The 18,039-nt window shown below is 64.6% G+C and carries 19 protein-coding genes; 9 read left to right on the plus strand and 10 right to left on the minus strand.

What is annotated here, in order from left to right; all coding sequences use genetic code 11:
* The first annotated feature begins 206 nt into the window (after nt 1-206).
* Nucleotides 207-2,132 carry a molecular chaperone DnaK gene (dnaK, locus tag N181_RS21095; RefSeq protein WP_014330549.1) on the plus strand — a complete coding sequence of 642 codons (1,926 nt, stop codon included), beginning with the start codon at nt 207-209 and terminating at the stop codon, nt 2,130-2,132.
* Between the two features lie 277 nt (nt 2,133-2,409).
* On the plus strand, nt 2,410-3,546 hold the full coding sequence (gene dnaJ, locus N181_RS21100) for a molecular chaperone DnaJ (protein ID WP_014330548.1): 1,137 nt from the start codon (nt 2,410-2,412) through the stop codon (nt 3,544-3,546).
* A 168-nt stretch (nt 3,547-3,714) separates the two neighbouring features.
* Here dnaJ and N181_RS21105 read toward each other — a convergent pair whose 3' ends face one another.
* The 4 genes from N181_RS21105 to N181_RS21120 all read right to left on the minus strand — a co-directional run bounded on the left by N181_RS21105 (nt 3,715) and on the right by N181_RS21120 (nt 7,074).
* Nucleotides 3,715-4,590 (minus strand): DUF2182 domain-containing protein, encoded by an 876-nt coding sequence (locus N181_RS21105; protein WP_014330547.1) that lies wholly within the window; start codon nt 4,588-4,590, stop codon nt 3,715-3,717.
* Between the two features lie 4 nt (nt 4,591-4,594).
* Nucleotides 4,595-5,230: a DUF1326 domain-containing protein gene (locus N181_RS21110; RefSeq protein ID WP_014330546.1), complete on the minus strand. Its 636-nt coding sequence runs from the start codon at nt 5,228-5,230 to the stop codon at nt 4,595-4,597.
* A gap of 195 nt (nt 5,231-5,425) precedes the next feature.
* On the minus strand, nt 5,426-6,430 hold the full coding sequence (locus N181_RS21115) for an inorganic phosphate transporter (protein WP_014330545.1): 1,005 nt from the start codon (nt 6,428-6,430) through the stop codon (nt 5,426-5,428).
* Nucleotides 6,430-7,074: a DUF47 domain-containing protein gene (locus N181_RS21120; protein ID WP_014330544.1), complete on the minus strand. Its 645-nt coding sequence runs from the start codon at nt 7,072-7,074 to the stop codon at nt 6,430-6,432. The genes N181_RS21115 and N181_RS21120 overlap by 1 nt, the downstream gene beginning before the upstream one ends.
* Before the next feature lie 220 nt (nt 7,075-7,294).
* On the opposite strand from N181_RS21120, the gene recF reads away from it, so the two are divergent.
* Genes recF through N181_RS21135 form a run of 3 tightly spaced genes read left to right on the plus strand, consistent with a single transcriptional unit; the run spans nt 7,295 to nt 9,741 of the window.
* Nucleotides 7,295-8,419 carry a DNA replication/repair protein RecF gene (recF, locus tag N181_RS21125; RefSeq protein ID WP_014330543.1) on the plus strand — a complete coding sequence of 375 codons (1,125 nt, stop codon included), beginning with the start codon at nt 7,295-7,297 and terminating at the stop codon, nt 8,417-8,419.
* Between the two features lie 58 nt (nt 8,420-8,477).
* On the plus strand, nt 8,478-9,239 hold the full coding sequence (gene moeB, locus N181_RS21130; protein ID WP_014330542.1) for a molybdopterin-synthase adenylyltransferase MoeB: 762 nt from the start codon (nt 8,478-8,480) through the stop codon (nt 9,237-9,239).
* A gap of 7 nt (nt 9,240-9,246) precedes the next feature.
* Nucleotides 9,247-9,741 carry a GNAT family N-acetyltransferase gene (locus tag N181_RS21135; RefSeq protein WP_037398286.1) on the plus strand — a complete coding sequence of 165 codons (495 nt, stop codon included), beginning with the start codon at nt 9,247-9,249 and terminating at the stop codon, nt 9,739-9,741.
* A 159-nt stretch (nt 9,742-9,900) separates the two neighbouring features.
* On the opposite strand, the gene N181_RS21140 is transcribed toward N181_RS21135, so the two are convergent.
* Nucleotides 9,901-10,905, minus strand: a complete 1,005-nt coding sequence (locus N181_RS21140) for a 2-hydroxyacid dehydrogenase (protein ID WP_014330540.1) — start codon at nt 10,903-10,905, stop codon at nt 9,901-9,903.
* A gap of 344 nt (nt 10,906-11,249) precedes the next feature.
* Here N181_RS21140 and N181_RS21145 point away from each other — a divergent pair, with 344 nt between their 5' ends.
* Nucleotides 11,250-11,747 (plus strand): SH3 domain-containing protein, encoded by a 498-nt coding sequence (locus N181_RS21145; protein WP_048655381.1) that lies wholly within the window; start codon nt 11,250-11,252, stop codon nt 11,745-11,747.
* A gap of 82 nt (nt 11,748-11,829) precedes the next feature.
* Here the strand turns inward: N181_RS21145 and N181_RS21150 are convergent, their stop codons facing one another.
* Together N181_RS21150 and N181_RS21155 are read right to left on the minus strand one after the other, a co-directional pair.
* The gene (locus N181_RS21150; RefSeq protein WP_014330538.1) at nt 11,830-12,822 is read right to left on the minus strand and encodes an adenosine kinase; all 993 of its coding nucleotides are present in this window, start codon (nt 12,820-12,822) and stop codon (nt 11,830-11,832) included.
* A 257-nt stretch (nt 12,823-13,079) separates the two neighbouring features.
* Nucleotides 13,080-13,505, minus strand: coding sequence for a VOC family protein (locus N181_RS21155; protein WP_037398287.1), 426 nt, complete (start codon nt 13,503-13,505; stop codon nt 13,080-13,082).
* 39 nt (nt 13,506-13,544) lie between these two features.
* Between N181_RS21155 and N181_RS21160 the strand changes: the two genes are divergently transcribed.
* On the plus strand, nt 13,545-14,138 hold the full coding sequence (locus tag N181_RS21160; protein ID WP_037398288.1) for a TetR/AcrR family transcriptional regulator: 594 nt from the start codon (nt 13,545-13,547) through the stop codon (nt 14,136-14,138).
* Nucleotides 14,139-14,159: 21 nt separating this feature from the next.
* Here the strand turns inward: N181_RS21160 and nth are convergent, their stop codons facing one another.
* Entirely contained in the window at nt 14,160-14,936 is a 777-nt protein-coding gene (gene nth / locus N181_RS21165) for an endonuclease III (protein ID WP_037398289.1), read from the minus strand.
* A 22-nt stretch (nt 14,937-14,958) separates the two neighbouring features.
* On the opposite strand from nth, the gene N181_RS21170 reads away from it, so the two are divergent.
* Together N181_RS21170 and N181_RS21175 are read left to right on the plus strand one after the other, a co-directional pair.
* A complete protein-coding gene (locus tag N181_RS21170; protein WP_037398290.1) occupies nt 14,959-15,456 on the plus strand; it encodes a DUF2244 domain-containing protein in 498 nt (165 codons plus the stop codon).
* A gap of 64 nt (nt 15,457-15,520) precedes the next feature.
* On the plus strand, nt 15,521-16,393 hold the full coding sequence (locus tag N181_RS21175) for a methylated-DNA--[protein]-cysteine S-methyltransferase (RefSeq protein ID WP_060563868.1): 873 nt from the start codon (nt 15,521-15,523) through the stop codon (nt 16,391-16,393).
* Between the two features lie 54 nt (nt 16,394-16,447).
* On the opposite strand, the gene N181_RS21180 is transcribed toward N181_RS21175, so the two are convergent.
* Both N181_RS21180 and dapB read right to left on the minus strand, forming a co-directional pair.
* Nucleotides 16,448-17,083, minus strand: coding sequence for a 2,3-bisphosphoglycerate-dependent phosphoglycerate mutase (locus tag N181_RS21180; protein ID WP_037398296.1), 636 nt, complete (start codon nt 17,081-17,083; stop codon nt 16,448-16,450).
* A gap of 29 nt (nt 17,084-17,112) precedes the next feature.
* Nucleotides 17,113-17,931 carry a 4-hydroxy-tetrahydrodipicolinate reductase gene (dapB, locus tag N181_RS21185; RefSeq protein WP_037398299.1) on the minus strand — a complete coding sequence of 273 codons (819 nt, stop codon included), beginning with the start codon at nt 17,929-17,931 and terminating at the stop codon, nt 17,113-17,115.
* Nucleotides 17,932-18,039 lie beyond the last annotated feature (108 nt).

The following is an 18,039-nucleotide window of genomic DNA, read 5'->3' on the forward strand; positions in this document are numbered from 1 at the left end:
GTATCGCGCGCATGGGACAGCCGAAGACGGCTTGCATTTGGCCCTGCTCGCGCCGCAGAATGCCTTGCAGTCCGAAACGCCGGTCCTTATATACGCCGCATCGACGTAGCCTGCCGGCTGCGATCAAATCCAAAGAGCATCCCGTTAGGGGCTGTCCCATGAATGCCTGACCGGGTTCCGACAGTCCGCTGCAAGGAGAGAACGACATGGCTAAAGTTATTGGTATTGACCTGGGAACGACCAACTCCTGCGTCGCCGTGATGGACGGCAAGGACGCGAAGGTGATCGAAAACGCCGAAGGCGCGCGCACCACCCCGTCGATGGTGGCCTTCTCCGAAGATGGCGAACGCCTGGTCGGCCAGCCGGCCAAGCGTCAGGCCGTCACCAATCCGGAAAACACTCTTTTTGCGATCAAGCGCCTGATCGGCCGCACCTTCGAGGACCCGACGACCCAGAAGGACAAGGGGATGGTCCCCTACAAGATCGTCAAGGCCGACAATGGCGACGCCTGGGTCGAGGCGCACGGCACGAACTATTCCCCGTCGCAGATCTCCGCGATGATCCTTCAGAAGATGAAGGAAACGGCCGAGTCCTACCTCGGCGAGAAGGTTGAGAAGGCCGTCATCACCGTTCCGGCCTACTTCAACGACGCCCAGCGCCAGGCCACCAAGGACGCCGGCAAGATCGCCGGTCTCGACGTGCTGCGCATCATCAACGAGCCGACCGCGGCCGCGCTTGCCTATGGCCTCGACAAGAAGGAAGGCAAGACGATCGCCGTCTACGACTTGGGCGGCGGCACCTTCGACATTTCCGTGCTCGAAATCGGCGACGGCGTCTTCGAGGTGAAGTCCACCAATGGCGACACCTTCCTCGGCGGCGAAGACTTCGACATGCGCCTCGTCGAGTACCTGGCCTCCGAGTTCAAGAAGGAGCAGGGCGTCGACCTCAAGAACGACAAGCTTGCGCTGCAGCGCCTCAAGGAAGCTGCCGAAAAGGCCAAGATCGAGCTGTCGTCCTCGCAGCAGACCGAGATCAACCTGCCGTTCATCACGGCCGATGCCTCCGGTCCGAAGCACCTGACGATGAAGCTGTCGCGCGCCAAGTTCGAAAGCCTCGTCGAGGACCTGATCCAGAAGACCATCGCGCCCTGCAAGGCGGCGCTGAAGGATGCCGGCGTCTCGGCTGCCGAAATCGACGAAGTCGTTCTCGTCGGCGGCATGACCCGCATGCCGAAGGTCCAGGAAACCGTGAAGCAGCTGTTCGGCAAGGAGCCGCACAAGGGCGTCAATCCGGATGAAGTGGTCGCCATGGGCGCCGCCATCCAGGCCGGCGTGCTGCAGGGCGACGTCAAGGACGTCCTGCTCCTCGACGTGACGCCTCTGTCGCTCGGCATCGAGACGCTCGGCGGCGTCTTCACCCGCCTGATCGAGCGCAACACGACGATCCCGACCAAAAAGTCGCAGGTCTTCTCGACGGCCGACGACAACCAGTCCGCCGTGACGATCCGCGTCTCCCAGGGCGAACGCGAGATGGCGGCCGACAACAAGCTGCTCGGCCAGTTCGACCTCGTCGGCATTCCGCCGGCACCGCGCGGCATGCCGCAGATCGAAGTCACCTTCGACATCGACGCCAACGGCATCGTGCAGGTCTCCGCGAAGGACAAGGGCACCGGCAAGGAGCACCAGATCCGCATCCAGGCCTCCGGCGGCCTTTCCGACGCCGACATCGAGAAGATGGTCAAGGATGCCGAAGCCAATGCCGAGGCGGACAAGAAGCGCCGCGAATCGGTCGAGGCCAAGAACCAGGCCGAAAGCCTGATCCATTCTTCGGAGAAGTCGCTGAAGGAATATGGCGACAAGGTTTCCGAGACGGATCGCAAGGCGATCAGCGACGCGATCGCGGCGCTGAAGACCTCCGTCGAAACGTCCGAGCCGGACGCCGAGGACATCAAGGCCAAGACCAACACGCTCATGGAGGTTTCCATGAAGCTCGGCCAGGCGATCTATGAATCCCAGCAGGCGGAAGCGGCGCATGCGGATGCCGCCGCCGATGCCAAGCGCGACGGCGACGATGTCGTCGATGCCGACTATGAGGAAGTCAAGGACGACGACGACCGCAAGCGGTCGGCATAAGCACTCCTCCGACGAACCAGCGAAGCCCGGGACCGTTCCCGGGCTTTTCTGTTAGGCCGCGTAGCGGCGTCGCCGGCGCTCGGCGATCATTCCGCACGATGATGCAAGGACAGGTTGCGGTAAATGGTACTGGAACGCCATTCTTCCGACAAAAAAGCGCTCGGTCGCTCGCTTGGCTATGGTATCGCGCTTCAAGGTTTACTAAATCCTGTGGCAAGATAATCGGGCAGAGTCGGATCGCGCTGGCAAGCCTTGTCAACTGGACAATCTTTGAAGCATGAAACGTGATCTTTACGAAACGCTTGGCGTTGCAAGAAACGCGGACGAGAAGGAGCTGAAAAGCGCCTTCCGCAAACTGGCGATGAAATATCACCCGGACCGCAATCCCGGGGACCAGGAAGCGGAAAAGTCCTTCAAGGAAATCAACCAGGCCTACGAGACGCTGAAGGATCCGCAGAAGCGTGCGGCCTACGACCGCTACGGCCACGCAGCCTTCGAGCAGGGCGGCATGGGAGCCGGCAACGGCTTCGCCGGCGGCAGCGCCGGCGGCTTCTCGGACATTTTCGAAGACATCTTCGGCGAGATGATGGGCGGCGGCCGTCAGCGCCGCTCGTCGGGCGGACGCGAACGCGGTGCGGACCTTCGCTACAATATGGAGATCACCCTCGAGGAGGCCTATTCCGGCAAGACGGCTCAGATCCGCGTGCCGACGTCAGTCACCTGCGACGTCTGCACGGGCTCGGGCGCGAAGCCGGGCACCAGCCCGAAGACCTGCGCCACCTGTCAGGGCTCCGGCCGCATCCGCGCCGCCCAGGGCTTCTTCTCGATCGAACGCACCTGCCCGACCTGCGGCGGCCGCGGCCAGACGATCACCGATCCCTGCACCAAATGTCATGGCCAGGGCCGGGTCACCGAGGAGCGCACGCTGTCGGTCAACATTCCGACCGGCATCGAGGACGGCACGCGCATCCGCCTCTCCGGCGAGGGCGAAGCCGGCCTGCGCGGCGGTCCCCCCGGCGACCTCTATATTTTTCTGTCGGTCAGGCCGCATGAGTTCTACCAGCGCGACGGAGCAGACCTCTACTGCAGCGTGCCGATCTCGATGACGACCGCGACACTTGGCGGCAAGTTCGACGTCACCACGCTCGACGGCACGAAATCGCGCGTCACCGTGCCGGAGGGCACCCAGGCCGGCAAGCAGTTCCGCCTGAAGGGCAAGGGCATGCCGGTGCTGCGCTCCAACCAGACGGGCGATCTCTATATCCAGATCCAGATCGAGACGCCGCAGAAGCTCACCAAGCGGCAGCGCGAACTGTTGCAGGAGTTCGAGCAAATCTCCTCCAAGGAGAACAACCCGCAATCGACGGGCTTCTTCTCCCGGATGAAGGATTTCTTCGACACGCTGAGCGAATAGCCAAGCCGAGCCTTCGATTTTGCCCCTCTCCTCGGGTTTAACCCGAGGACTGACCCTCTCGCCGTAAGGACGGGGAGAGGGGACTGGGCGCGCTCCGCTTGCCCCTTCGCCCCGCTTGCGGGGTGAAGGTCGTGGCAGCGGGATGAGGGCAGTTCACTCGCAGCACCCTCAGCCTACCGCCCCCGCCAATTGCCACAGGCCGAGGGCAACCAGCACCGACCCGGCGAGCCGCGACGGAAGGCGACCGGCCGGCAGCAGCTTCTCGACCAGCACGAAGGAAGCAATCGCGGCGATCCACAGCACATTCATGATGCCGCCGACGAACAGGAGAGCCATCAACGCCCAACAGCAGCCGACGCAATAGAAACCATGGCGGAAACCGAGCCTGACGGCACCGCGCGGATCGCTTCGGAAGCCGCCGTGTCTCTGCAGGAAGACGATCGGCGCCTGGCACTGTGCCAGGCAAGCGTCCTTGAGCGGCGTCCATTGGTACATTCCCGCAACGATCAGCACGATGCCGCTGAAGACAGGACTGGCGCTCGCCAGCGACGACGTCAGCAGCGTGCCTTCGATCAGCCATTGTCCGAGCGTGGCGGCGAGCGCGAAGCCGGTCCACGCCATGAGATAGCCGCCGGTGAAATAGCCGGCCGAAGCGAAAGGCTTGCCGTCCCTGAGGCTCTGCCGCCCGACACGGGCATAGAGAAGGATCATCGGCGACGCCGAAGGAAGCATCATGCCGACCATCATCACCACCCACATGGTCAGGGTGAAGGCGGCTTCGACGGCGCTCCAGGGACGCGGCGAAAGGCCGAGCATTGCGTCGAGCGGACCAGCCCCCGCCCCGCTTCCCATGTCCATATCCATGCCGGGGTCCATGGGCATGGTCGCATCCATGCCCGCCTCGGGCATCGACATGCCGCCCATATCCATCCCGGCGGCCAGCCAGAGAATGTAGAGCCAGGCGATCACCGCCAACAAGGCGATCGCCGCAGCGACGATCGCCCGGTCACGGCGCAACAGGGTTTCAAGCGCAGAGTCGGTCATGGTGTCAGTGCACCACGCCGCGCTCGGTCATGTGGATCCTGGCGAAATGGGCGTGCGAGTCCGACAGGGACAGCGACAGCGGACCGGTCGTATCGGCCCAGCCACGCCCCATCTCGCAGGTGTCGTACTCGAAGCCGTTCGGCAGATTGAGCCGGGCGCGGTGCGCCTCTCCGGTGACCGGATTGAGGATCGGCTCGCCGCGCCCCTCGATCCACCCCGGCACGCTGACGCGCGCCGTCCGCTTCTCGATGTCGACCTCGAAGCCGATTGGCGCGAAAACCGGGTCGTGGAACGTTTCGAAGGTCGTCGAGAACACCTGGAAGAAGGTGGCACCGGGTTCGGTGTCCTGCCCGCTCATGATGCGCAGCAGTGCCTCGCGCTGCGCATCCGAAGCGCGATCGTCGACGATCGGCACGACTTCGCCCCTGCCCTCATGGATGGCGCCCGGCCAGGCGACGATCATCCCGCACCTCAGGCCGTCGAGGCGGATGTCGCCGTGATGGCCTTCCTCGATCTCGATCACCCCCACCGCGCTGCAATGCCCGTGCGTCGGCAAGGCATTGAACTGGCAGGGGCAGCCATAGGCGCAGTTGCAATGAATGAATTCGCGGCCCTTGATCGTCCATTTGACGTCCGTCATCGTCCCCTCCTACTGCATGTCTCCTTAAATCGACCTCGATCTAAGGAGCGACCTTTGCGCGCCTGATAAGGCGTGCGGCGCTGTAGAGACAATTCGTCAGGCCAGGAAAATATACACCGCGCCGGAAACGCTGCCAACGCGCGACGGCGCCCTGGCGACGAACCATTTTGGGGCGGGAGCGGGCTTGGGTGCGCCTTAACCGATCAGATCGGCGGCGAAATAGGTGAACGCCGCAATCAGCGCCGCCGACGGCATCGTGATCACCCAGGCGATGACGATGTTTCCGGCAAGGCCCCAGCGCACGGCCGAGACGCGCCGGGCCGAACCAACACCGATGATGGCGCCGGTGATCGTGTGGGTCGTCGAGACCGGAATGCCGAGCCAGGTGGCGGCGAACAACGTGATGGCGCCGCCGGTCTCGGCACAGAAGCCCTGCATCGGGTTGAGCTTGGTGATCTTCGATCCCATCGTGTGGACGATCCTCCAGCCGCCGAAAAGGGTGCCGAGGGCGATCGCCGCCTGGCAGGTGATGACCACCCAGAAGGGGACGTGGAATTCCGGCCCGAGATAGCCCTGGGAGAAGAGAAGCACGGCGATGATGCCCATGGTCTTCTGGGCGTCGTTGCCGCCATGGCCGAGAGAATAGAGCGAGGCCGATATGAATTGCAGCCCGCGGAAGGTGTTGTCGACGGCGAAGGGCGTCTGGCGCACGAACAGCCAGGAGACGATCAGCACCAGCAGGAGAGCCAGCACGAAGCCGATCCCAGGCGACATGACGATGGCGCCGGCGGTCTTCAAGAGGCCGGCCCAGACGATGGAGCTGAAGCCGGCCTTGGCAAGACCTGCGCCGACGAGACCGCCGACGAGCGCGTGCGAGGAGCTCGACGGGATGCCGAAGACCCAGGTCAAGATATTCCAGACGATCGCGCCGATCAGCGCGGCAAAGATGACCTGGGGCGTAACGATCCCGGGATCGATGATACCCTTGCCGAGCGTCTCGGCCACGTGCAGGCCGAAGAACAGGAAGGCGATGAAGTTGAAGAACGCCGCCCACATGACGGCATATTGCGGCCGCAGCACCCGCGTCGAAACGATCGTCGCGATCGAATTGGCCGCGTCGTGCAATCCGTTCAGGAAGTCGAAGAACAGGGCAACCCCAATGAGGCCCACAAGGAGCGGGAAGGCGAGCGTCGCGTCCATCAGACGTTCTCGATCACGATGCCGCTGATTTCGTTGGCAACATCCTCGAAGCGGTCGACGACCTTTTCCAGCTCGCCATAGAGCTCGCTGCCGATGATATAGGCCATAGGATTGGTGCCGCCATGGCGCTTGTACAGGTCCTTCAGGCCCTGCTCGTGCAGTTCGTCGGAACGCCCTTCGACGCGGGTGACCTCCTCGGCGATGGTGCTCAGGCGCTGCGCGTTGACACCGATCCGGTTGAGCAGCGGGATGGCCTCGGCGACGAGATGGGCGGCATCGACGACCGCCGCGCCCATCGCCTGCATGCCGGGGTCGAAGCTCTTCTGCTCGTAAAGCCGGATGGTCTTCACCGTCTTGTGCATCATGTCGATCGCATCGTCCATCGACTGGATGAGATCCTTGATGTCACCGCGGTCGAAGGGTGTGATGAAGCTGCGGCGTACCGCCAGCAGGACTTCTCGGGTGATTTCGTCGGCCTCGTTCTCGAGCGCGACGATGCGGTCGCAATGGCGCTCGATGTCCGGTCCGCCGGAGAGCAATGCGTTCAATGCCTCCGCCGCCTCCATGACGGTGCGCGAATGCTGTTCGAAGAGATCGAAGAAGCGGTCTTCACGGGGGAGAAGCTTGCGAAACAGGCCGAGCATCAGCGATCCATACGATTGTTGTCATGCGCCTGTCATATTGTACCTGCACGCCCGTGAAAAGTTCCGAAGCGACGGAAAATCAGCGCTTTCCCACAGGGGTTTCGGCTCCGAACGCGCCTGACGCGGGCAAGGTGGCGGGGTTGCCCCTCGGGCGAGGCTTTCGCCTTGCCTTGGCCGGGCTTTCGTCCTACCTGACAGGCACGTCGAATTCGGACCCGCAATGCCCCACAAGGTCTCTCTCACTCGCCTGAAGCTCACCGACTTTCGCAACTATGCGGCGCTGGCGCTCGATCTCGACCAGCGCCATGTGGTGCTGACCGGCGAGAACGGCGCGGGCAAGACCAATCTGATGGAGGCGATCTCGTTTCTGTCGCCGGGCCGCGGCCTGCGGCGCGCCGCCTACGCGGATGTCGCCCGCGTCGGCGCGGCGGACGGCTTCTCGGTCTTCGCGGCCGTCGAGGGCATGGAAGGCCCGGTGGAGATCGGCACAGGAACGGCCGGTACGGAGGAAGGGCAATCGCGCCGCCTCAGGCTCAACGGCACGCCGGCCCGCACCGTCGACGAGCTCACCGACCATCTGCGCGTGCTGTGGCTAACGCCGGCGATGGACGGCCTGTTCACCGGCCCGTCCTCCGACCGGCGGCGGTTTCTCGACCGGCTGGTGCTGTCGCTCGATCCCGAGCACGGCCGGCGTGCCAGCGAGTTCGACCGGGCCATGCGCAGCCGCAACCGGCTGCTCTCGGAATTCCGGCCGGATCCCGCCTGGCTGACCGCCATCGAGCGGGAAATGGCCGGATTGGGCGTGTCGATGGCGCTCGCCCGCCTGGAAATGCTTGGTCTGCTGACGGCGCTCGTGGAGCGCAGCCAGAGTGGCGGCACCTTCCCTTCCGCCAGCCTGTCGCTTGCCGGATTTCTCGACGATTGCCACGGCCTGCCGGCCTACGATCTCGAAGAGCGCTATCTCTCGATGCTTCAGGACGGCCGCGGCCGCGATGCGGCGGCCGGTCGAACGCTCGACGGACCGCACCGCAGCGATCTGATGATCCGCCACCGGGAAAAGGACATGGAGGCGGAACGCTGCTCGACCGGCGAACAGAAGGCGCTGCTCGTCGGGCTTGTGCTTGCCCATGCGCGGCTCGTCGGCGACATGACCGGGCACGCGCCGATCCTTCTGCTTGACGAGATCGCCGCCCATCTCGACCAGGGACGGCGCGCCGCGCTCTTCGATCGCGTCGACGAGCTCGGCGGCCAGGCCTTCATGACCGGGACGGACCGGGCGATGTTCGAGGCGCTGGGTGAGCGGGCCCACTATCTGACCGTTGCAAACGGCTGCGTTTCGGAGTGACATCCGCCTGCTCGGCGGCCGCTGCTGAACGGGCGGCAGAAATCCTACGGAGACGGAAATGACCGCAGCAGCCCTCGACTCATCGGAAATCGCCCGCTATGCGCGCCATATCGTCCTGCCCGAGATCGGCGGCGCCGGGCAGCAGAAGCTGAAAGCGGCGCGCGTGCTGGTCATCGGTGCGGGCGGGCTCGGCGCTCCGGTGCTGCAATATCTCGCCGCCGCCGGTGTCGGCAGGATCGGCATCGTCGATGACGACGTCGTCTCGCTGTCGAACCTGCAGCGCCAGGTCATTCACGCCACCAGCGATATCGGCCGGTCGAAGGTCGAAAGCGCCGCCGCCGCAATCGCCAACCTCAACCCGCACGTGGCGGTCGCGCCGCACGCACAGCGCCTCGCAGCGGAAAACGCCGAAGCGATCTTGCGGCAATACGATCTCGTCGTCGACGGTTCGGACAATTTCGAGACGCGCTATCTGGCGGCGGATGCGGCGGAGGCGGCCCGGATCCCGCTCGTCACCGGCGCCGTCGGGCGCTTCGACGGCTCCGTTACCGTGTTGAAGCCCTACGAGACGGACGCCGACGGCCATCCCAACCCCTCCTATCGCGATCTCTTCCCGACGCCGCCGCCGCCGGGCGCGGTGCCGGCCTGTGCGGAAGCGGGCGTAGTCGGCGCCTTGACCGGCGTCATCGGCACGTTGCAGGCGATGGAGACGATCAAGCTCATCGCCGGCATCGGCGAGCCGCTCGTCGGACGGCTGCTCCTCTATGACGGGCTGGCGGCCGCGTTCAACACGATCCGCTATCGCCGCGACAAGCGTTGAGAGCCGGATGGAAACGATTCGCCTCGGCCCGAGCTTCGACCGCTACGAGGAGCTTCTGGCGCTGATCCTGAAATCCTTCGCCTATATGGACGGGCGCATCGATCCGCCGTCCTCCTCCCATGCGCTGACGGCCGAGTCGCTACGCCGGAGGTCGGAGGAGGAGATCGGCTTCGCTGCTACCACCGGGCCCGATATTATCGGCTGCGTATTCTGCAAACCCGAACCGGACTGCCTCTATATCGGCAAGCTGGCCATCGATCCCGCCCACCAGGGCAAAGGCCTCGGACGCCGGCTGCTTGCCGCCGCCGAGGAGACCGCCCGAAGCTTCGGCCTGCCGGCGCTGAGACTGCAGACGCGCATAGAACTAACCGAAAATCACGCCACCTTCGCGGCCTGGGGCTTCGTCGAAACGAGCCGCTCCGCCCATCCCGATTTCACCCGCCCGACCTCGATCGAGATGCGGAAAACGCTTTCGACGAAAGCCACCAGTTCCAAAGCGTAAGCCCCTCCCCAACCCCTCCCCACAAGGGGGCGGGACTTCCCGGCGGCGGCCGCTCCACACATTTGAATCATTGTCACTCGCGGAGGTGTTTCGCTGGGCGAGACGGCGACGCCCGCAAGCCCCTCCCCCCCCTTGTGGGGAGGGGTCGCCGAGCACGTCCTATTCCCGTCCCGGCAGCACCCGGTCTGGCGGGCGATGACCGTCGAAGAAGGTGCGGATGTTGATCACCACCTTTTCGCCCATGTCGATGCGGCCTTCGAGCGTCGCCGAGCTCATATGCGGCAGGAGCACGACCTTGCCTTCGCCGGCGAGCTTGATCAGCTTCGGGTTGACAGCCGGTTCGTTCTCGAAGACGTCGAGGCCGGCACCGGCAATCTTGCCCTCCCGCAGGCATTTGATCATCGCCGTCTCGTCGATCACGTCGCCGCGTGCGGTGTTGACGATGTAACTGTCGGGGCGCATCAGCGCGAGGCGCCGCGCCGAGAGCAGGTGATAGGTGGCGGGTGTCGACGGGCAATTGACGGAAACGATATCGACGCGGGCGAGCATCTGGTCGAGGCTGTCCCAATAGGTCGCCTCCAGCATCTCCTCGGTCTCCCGCTTGGCGCGGTGGCGGTTGTGATAGTGGATCGAAAGGCCGAAGGCCTTGGCGCGGCGAGCCACCGCAGTGCCGATCCGCCCCATGCCGACAATGCCGATGCGCTTGCCGGCGATGCGGCGGCCGAGCATCCAAGTCGGCGACCAGCCGGCCCATTCGCCCCTGCGGTCGGTCAGCACCTGCGCACCCTCGGCGAGCCGGCGCGGCACCGCGAGGATCAGCGCCATGGTCATGTCGGCGGTGTCTTCCGTCAGCACGTTCGGCGTGTTGGTGACGGTGATGCCCTTGCGCGCCGCGGCGTCAACATCAATGTTGTCGACGCCGTTCGAGAAGGCCGCGATCAGCTTCAATTGCGGCCCCGCCTGCTCGATCAGCGCCGCATCGATCCGGTCCGTCAGCGTCGGCACCAGCACATCGACCCTTTTCACCGCGGCAACCAGCTCCGGCTGGCTGCGCGGCGTGTCGTCGACATTGAGCTCGGCGTCGAAGAGTTCGCGCATCCGGGTTTCGACGACTTCCGGCAGTTGCCGGGTGATGTAGACGGTTGGCTTCTTCTTGCTTGTCATTCCTGTGAGCGGCCCTCGTTGACGGGTCGTTAACCAAGTTGAGTGATAGTTTCTCCCTATAGCCGCAACTTCTACCAGACCCGGTGGGGAAGACAATTGAAAGTCGCTGTCCGGGTTCAGGATTCGCGGCGGGCGTCCGGCCAGGGCGCTTCTGCGTGCTTCCTTGGATCGAAGACGACCCCGGGGATTAAAACATGCGGCAATTCAAAGTGCTACAGCGTCCTTTGTGCGCCTGAGACGGTGAAGGGGCGCGCAGTGGAGACGCCGCAAGGCTTCGCTTACGATCGGATATGGGCTTCGTCATGCGTCACATCATTTCCAAAGCCTCTATATGGTTGCTGGCTATGTTCCTCGGAACCGCCATCATGAATTCCACGGCCTTTGCCCAAGCGGCCAAGGGCCCGAGCGGTCTGCCGCTCCCCCGCTTCGTCAGTCTCAAGTCCAGGAGCGTCAACCTGAGGATCGGGCCGAGCCTCGATTACGCGGTGGCCTTCCGCTATCTGAAAACCGGCGTTCCCGTCGAGATCATCCAGGAGTACGACAACTGGCGCCGCATCCGCGACGCCGACGGAACGGAGGGCTGGGTCAACCAGGCGCTGCTCTCCGGCGATCGCACCGCCGTTGCCGCACCGTGGATGCGCGGCAAGGGCGAAGGCATCTTCGTCAATCTGAGACGCGACCCACAGAGTACGGCACCGATCGTTGCCCGCATGCAGCCGGGCGTGCTGCTGCATATCGGCGAATGCAATGGCGACTGGTGCCATGCCGAGACGCAAGGCGTCGAAGGCTGGATCGCCCAGAGCGAAATCTGGGGCGCCTATCCGGGCGAAGCCTTCAAATAGGCCGCGCCCGGCCTGCGCCGCACGCCCTTCAGTCCCCTCTCCCCGCAAGCGGGTGAGGGGATCCTTTCATGTGCAAGCCCCCTTAGACGAGAGTGGCTTCGCGCGCCGCGGTCGCGAGCGATAGCATCGGGCGCGGGCCGATCTGGCCGATGACGATGCCGGCCGCCAGATTGCCGAGCTTGCTGCAATCCTCGAGCGAACGGCCGGCGGTGTAGCCATAGAGGAAGCCGGCCGCATAAAGGTCGCCCGCGCCGGTCGTATCGACCACCTGCCCCACCGCACTGGCGCGGACGCGCACCCGTTCCTCGCCGCGCACGACGATCGAGCCTTCCTCGCTAAGCGTCACGGCGGCGAGCTTGCAATCCTTGGCGAGCGTCCTGAGCGCGAGCTCGAAATCCTCCGTCTCGTAAAGCGCCAAAGCCTCCTGCTTGTTGGCGAAGACGATGTCGACGGTGCCGGAGCGCATCAGTTCGAGAAACTCGTCCCGATAGCGATGCACGCAGAAACTGTCCGACAGCGTCATCGCCGTCTCGCGACCATGGGCATGGGCAATTCGCGCCGCCTCGCGGATGGCGTCCTTGGCGCGCGGCGGATCCCAGAGATAGCCCTCGAAATAGGTGACCCTGGATTGGGCGACGACGTCGACCTCGACGTCCTCCGGGCCGAGCTCGACACAGGCGCCGAGATAGGTGTTCATCGAGCGCTCGCCGTCCTCGGTGACGAAGATCATCGAGCGCGCAGTGGGCGGCTGGCTGTCGAGCGGCCTGGTCTGGAAATGCACGCCCTGGGCGCGGATGTCGTGGGTGAAGATCTGGCCGAGCTGGTCGTTGGCGATCTTGCCGAAATAGGCCGCCCGCCCGCCGAGGCTCGCCACACCCGCGGCGGTGTTGCCGGCGCTGCCGCCGGAGGCTTCGACCGCCGGGCCCATGCGCGAATAGAGGAGTTCCGCCCGCTCCGCATCGATGAGGTTCATCGCGCCCTTGATGATGCCGTTGTGTACGAGAAAGCTGTCATCGCAGCGCGCAATGATATCGACGATCGCATTGCCGATCGTCAGTACATCGAATTTCGTCATGAGCTCCGTCCGGTTCCTGAATGGCCGGTGTTCGTTAATAGCGGTTTTCCGGCCATTTGGAAGACACTACTGCATGTCTCCTTAAATCGACCTCGAGTTAAGGACAAAGACATGCAGCACTTCAAAGTTCTACAGCGACCTTGCACGCCTGATAAGGCGCGCGGCGCTGTAGAGCGCCGTGCGACGTTCCAGACGCACGAAAATCGCCGCAGCATACAAGCTCAGTCATCAAATCGGCTCCGATGCGATGCCGGCGATCATGCCGGCAGGGCCTTCTCCTCATAGGCCTTGGCGAACTCCGCGCTCGGCGGGATCGGCTTGATGACATCGATCATCACGCCGTTCGGGTCGGCGGTGATGAAATGGCGCTGGCCGAAGTCCTCGTCGCAAAGCGCCTTGAGGATCGGAAGCCCGGCTGACTGCAGCTCGGCGTAGAGGCGATCGGGATCGTCGACCTCGAAATTCAGGAGCAGGCCTTGAACGGGAGCTCGGTGGCGCTCCGGCACGGTCTCGTGACGATAGTCGAGAACGGCAAGCGTGACGTGCTCGTCTTCCGTCGACTGCAGATGCATGTACCAGTCGCTGACGAAAAGCGCCTCGAAGCGAAAGTGCCTCACGTAGAAGTCGGCGGTCGCCCGCACATCGGCCGTCATGATCACCGGATAGTAGCTCGTCGATTTCATGCTTTCCCTCCATCGACCTTTTTCATACAATCTGTATGTATGCAACCAGAAAAACCCCGCCGCTCGAATCGCGAGCGCTCGGACACGACCCGCGCTGCCATCCTCGATGCGGCGCGCGAACTTTTCATCGCCAAAGGCTATGCGGACACGGCGACGCCGGACATCGTCGCCGCGGCGGGACTGACCCGCGGAGCGCTCTATCACCACTTCGAGGACAAGAAGGCCCTGTTTCGAGCCGTCGTCGAACAGGAGGCGGGCCAGGTCGCCGCGGCGATCGAGCTCTCCGACACTGGGCAGGGTGCGCCCCGAGACGCTTTGCTTGCGGGTGCTTCCGCCTATTTCGACGCGATGGCGATGCCGGGGCGAGTCCGCCTGTTGTTGCTTGACGGCCCTGCAGTTCTCGGCGTTGCGGAAATAGCAGCCATCGACGCAGCGCATGGCGGGCGGACGTTGCAGGAGGGGCTCGCGGCCGCCATGCCGCCAGGTCGAATCGACGAGAAAGGCCTCGCCGCGACGGCGGTATTGCTCTCGGCCGCTTTCGACCGGGCGGCGCTCGAAATCGAGGCCGGCGCCGCGCGGGCACCCTATCTTCATGCGATCGGCCGACTGATCGACGGGCTGATCGACCGGTGACGTGCGAAACGCGCAGGAATGTCAGCCGGCGACGGGAATGACCTGCGGAGGCAGTTCGACGAGCGGCGCCGGAATGTCGCAACTCTTTTCGGGCGACTTGCAGATATCGGCGATGATGCAGCGCTCGCATTCCGGCCGGCGCGCCTTGCACACATAGCGGCCGTGCAGGATCAGCCAGTGATGGGCGTGGTAGAGATATTTCTGCGGGATGACCCGCATCAGATTGGCCTCGACCTCGTCCGGTGTCTTGCCGGGTGCCAGCCGGATGCGGTTGGCGATGCGGAAGAGATGCGTGTCGACGGCGATCGTCGACTGGCCGAAGGCCATCTGCAGAACCACATTGGCGGTCTTGCGGCCGACGCCCGGCAAGGTCATCAGTTCCTCGCGCGTCTTCGGCACCGCGCCGCCGAAGTCGGCGATCAGCCTCTCGCTGAGCGCAATGACGTTCTTCGCCTTGTTGCGGTAGAGGCCGATCGTCTTGATGGCGTCGCGCAGCTTTTCTTCGCCGAGGGCAAGCATCTTTTCCGGCGTGTCGGCGACGGCGAAGAGCGGCCGCGTCGCCTTGTTGACGCCGGCATCCGTCGCCTGCGCCGACAGGGCCACCGCCACCAGCAGCGTAAAGGCGTTGACATGTTCGAGCTCGCCCTTCGGCTCCGGCCGCTGGACCGAGAGGCGGCGAAAGATCTCCTCGACATCCGCCTTGCGGTAGACACTGCGTTGCCGCGTGGCTCGGCGGGCAGCCGACGCCGCTCTCGGGTTCGCGGTCCCTGGCGACAATTTGAGCTTCACGTTTTTCATGCCACATCTATAGTCATTGGGTATGACCGAAGGCAACGCCGAGACAAGCATCAACGATGAGCCGATCTTCGCGGCCGAGCTCACGCCCTACCGCTCGCTCGGCTTCAGGGGCTTCAAGATCCTGCTGATGATCGCCGGGGCCATGAGTGCAATGCATGTCCTCGTGTTCCTGGTCGTCGGCGCCTGGCCGATCGTGTTCTTCTTCGGCCTCGATTTCGTGCTGCTCCTCGGCGCCTTCTGGCTCAATTATCACTCGGCGCACGCCCGCGAGGAGGTCAGCGTGTCGCGCACCGACGTGTCGGTGAGGAAGTTCGCTCCGTCGGGGCGGATGACCGAGCTCCGTTTCAATCCCTTCTGGGCGCGCTTCAGCATCAGGCGCCACCAGGAGATCGGCATCGTCTCGATGAAGATCAGCGGCGGCGGCCGACAGACGGACATCGGCTCGTTCCTCAACCGCGACGACCGCGAAACCTTCGCCGTCGCCTTCTCCCGCGCCTTGGCCACGGCCAGATCGCGATGAATCAAGAATCGGGTGGTTATCCGGTCCCCCGCATGGTTTCCTGCGGCATGACAGGAGATGATCCATGAACGTCGTGACAAGCATTCCTACCGAAATCACCCCTGATGGCACCGATTACGACACGGTGCGGCACGTCATCGAGATACTGACGGAGGATTACCGCGACCAGCCGTCGCTCGAGACGATCGCCCGCCGCCTCCGCCAGTCGCCGACGCAACTCCAGAAGGTCTTCACCCGCTGGGCCGGCCTTTCGCCAAAAGCCTTCCTGCAGGCGGTTACGCTCGACCATGCCAAGCGGTTGCTGCGGCAGGAGGGCATGCCCCTGCTCGAGGCCAGCATCGAAGTCGGGCTCTCAGGCCCCGGGCGGCTCCACGACCTCTTCGTCACCCATGAGGCGATGTCGCCGGGCGAGTGGAAGGCGCGCGGCGCCGGCCTGACGATCCGCTATGGCTTCCACCCCTCGCCCTTCGGCACGGCATTGGTGATGATCACCGACCGCGGCCTCGCAGGCCTTGCCTTTGCCGATGCCGGCGAGGAGCGCGAGAGCTTCGAGGACATGGCCCGCCGCTGGCCGAACGCCACCTACCTGGAGGACAGCGCCGCCACGGCGCGGTACGCGGCGCGCATCTTCAACCCGGAGCGCTGGTGCGCCGAGGAACCGCTCAACATCGTGCTGATCGGCTCGGATTTCCAGATCCGGGTCTGGCAGGCGCTCTTGAACATTCCGCTCGGCAAGGCGACGACCTATTCGAAGATCGCCGGCGAAATCGGCCAGCCGACGGCGTCGCGCGCCGTCGGCGCCGCGGTCGGGCGCAACCCGATTTCCTTCGTCGTGCCCTGCCACCGGGCGCTTGGCAAGGGCGGCGAGCTCACCGGCTACCACTGGGGGCTGACGCGAAAGCGGGCGATCCTCGGTTGGGAAGCGGGAAAAGCGTGAGACAAAAAAGGGGCGCCGCGGCGCCCCTCTTGCTTCGATGGAGGATTTGGGCGCTCAGTGCGCGGCCGACATGTCGCCGAGCACTTCCTTGGAAGCGACGGTGGAATCCGCCTTGAGCTTGTAGACCATCGGCACGCCGGTCGCGAGGTTGAGGTTCAGGACCTGCTCCTTGGTCAAGTGGTCGAGCACCATCACCAGCGATCGCAGCGAGTTGCCGTGCGCCGCGACCAGCACCTTCTCGCCGGCCAGCACACGCGGCAGGATTTCGGTCAGGTAATAGGGCCAGACGCGCGCGCCGGTGTCGCGCAGGCTCTCGCCGCCGGGCGGCGGCACGTCATAGGATCGGCGCCAGATATGGACCTGCTCCTCGCCCCATTTGGCGCGGGCATCGTCCTTGTTGAGGCCGGAAAGATCGCCGTAGTCGCGTTCATTGAGCGCCTGGTCGCAGATCGTTTCGAGCGACGACTGCCCGACGGCATCGAGCACCATCTGGCAGGTGCGCTGGGCACGGACGAGCACGGAGGTGAAGGCGATGTCGAATTTGATGCCGTATTCGGCGAGCGCCTTGCCGCCGGCCTTCGCCTCCTCGACGCCGAGCTCGGTCAGGTCCGGATCGCGCCAGCCGGTGAAAAGGTTCTTCAGGTTCCATTCGCTCTGGCCGTGCCGGACGAGGACGAGAGTGCCGCTCATTTCAATTTCCTCTTTGAGAGTTTGACGTGTCAGTTGAGCCCGAGAACATCGAGCATGGAATAGAAGCCGGGCTTCTGGTTGCGGCCCCAAAGGGCGGCCGCGACGGCGCCGCGAGCAAAGATCGAGCGATCCGTGGCGCTGTGCGACAAAGTCACCAGTTCGCCCTCGCCGGCAAGAATCACCGAGTGCTCGCCGACGACCGAGCCGCCGCGCAGCGTCGCGAAGCCGATCGTGCCTTGCGGCCGCGGGCCGGTATGGCCGTCGCGCACCTTGACGGACTGATCGGCAAGGTCGATGCCACGCCCCTTGGCCGCCGCCTCGCCGAGCAGGAGCGCCGTGCCCGAAGGCGCGTCGACCTTGTGCTTATGATGCATTTCGAGAATCTCGATGTCCCAATCCCTGGCCGAAAGCGCACGCGCCGCCGTCTCCGTCAGCACGCCGAGAAGGTTGACGCCGAGGCTCATATTGCCCGACTTGACGACGCGGGCATGGCGGGCCGCGGCGCGGACCTTCGCCTCGTCATCGGCTGAACATCCGGTCGTGCCGATGACATGGACGATGCGCGCCTGTGCCGCAAGGCCGGCGAATTCGACGGTTCCCGCCGGTGCGGTGAAATCGAGCACCCCCTCCGCCTCCACGAAGGCTTCGAGTGGCTTGTCGGTGATCGGGACGCCGATCGGCCCCAATCCTGCGAGTTCGCCCGCGTCGCGGCCGATGAAGGGCGAGTTCGACCGCTCGATCGCGGCATGCAGCCGCACGCCGGCCGTCTCGTGAACGATCCGGATCAGCGTCTGGCCCATTCGACCGGCCGCGCCGACCACCACGAGCTTCATGTCCGTTTCGCTCATCGCCAGATTTCCTCGCGTCTATAGGATTTTCGCTTCATCGGGCAGGTCAGCGCTGCTGCCCTGCAGATTGTGGAGGCGAGCGTAGAGACCGTCCGGCCGCCGTGCAAG

It is taken from the genome of Sinorhizobium fredii USDA 205 (assembly GCF_001461695.1).
Classification (GTDB): domain Bacteria; phylum Pseudomonadota; class Alphaproteobacteria; order Rhizobiales; family Rhizobiaceae; genus Sinorhizobium; species Sinorhizobium fredii.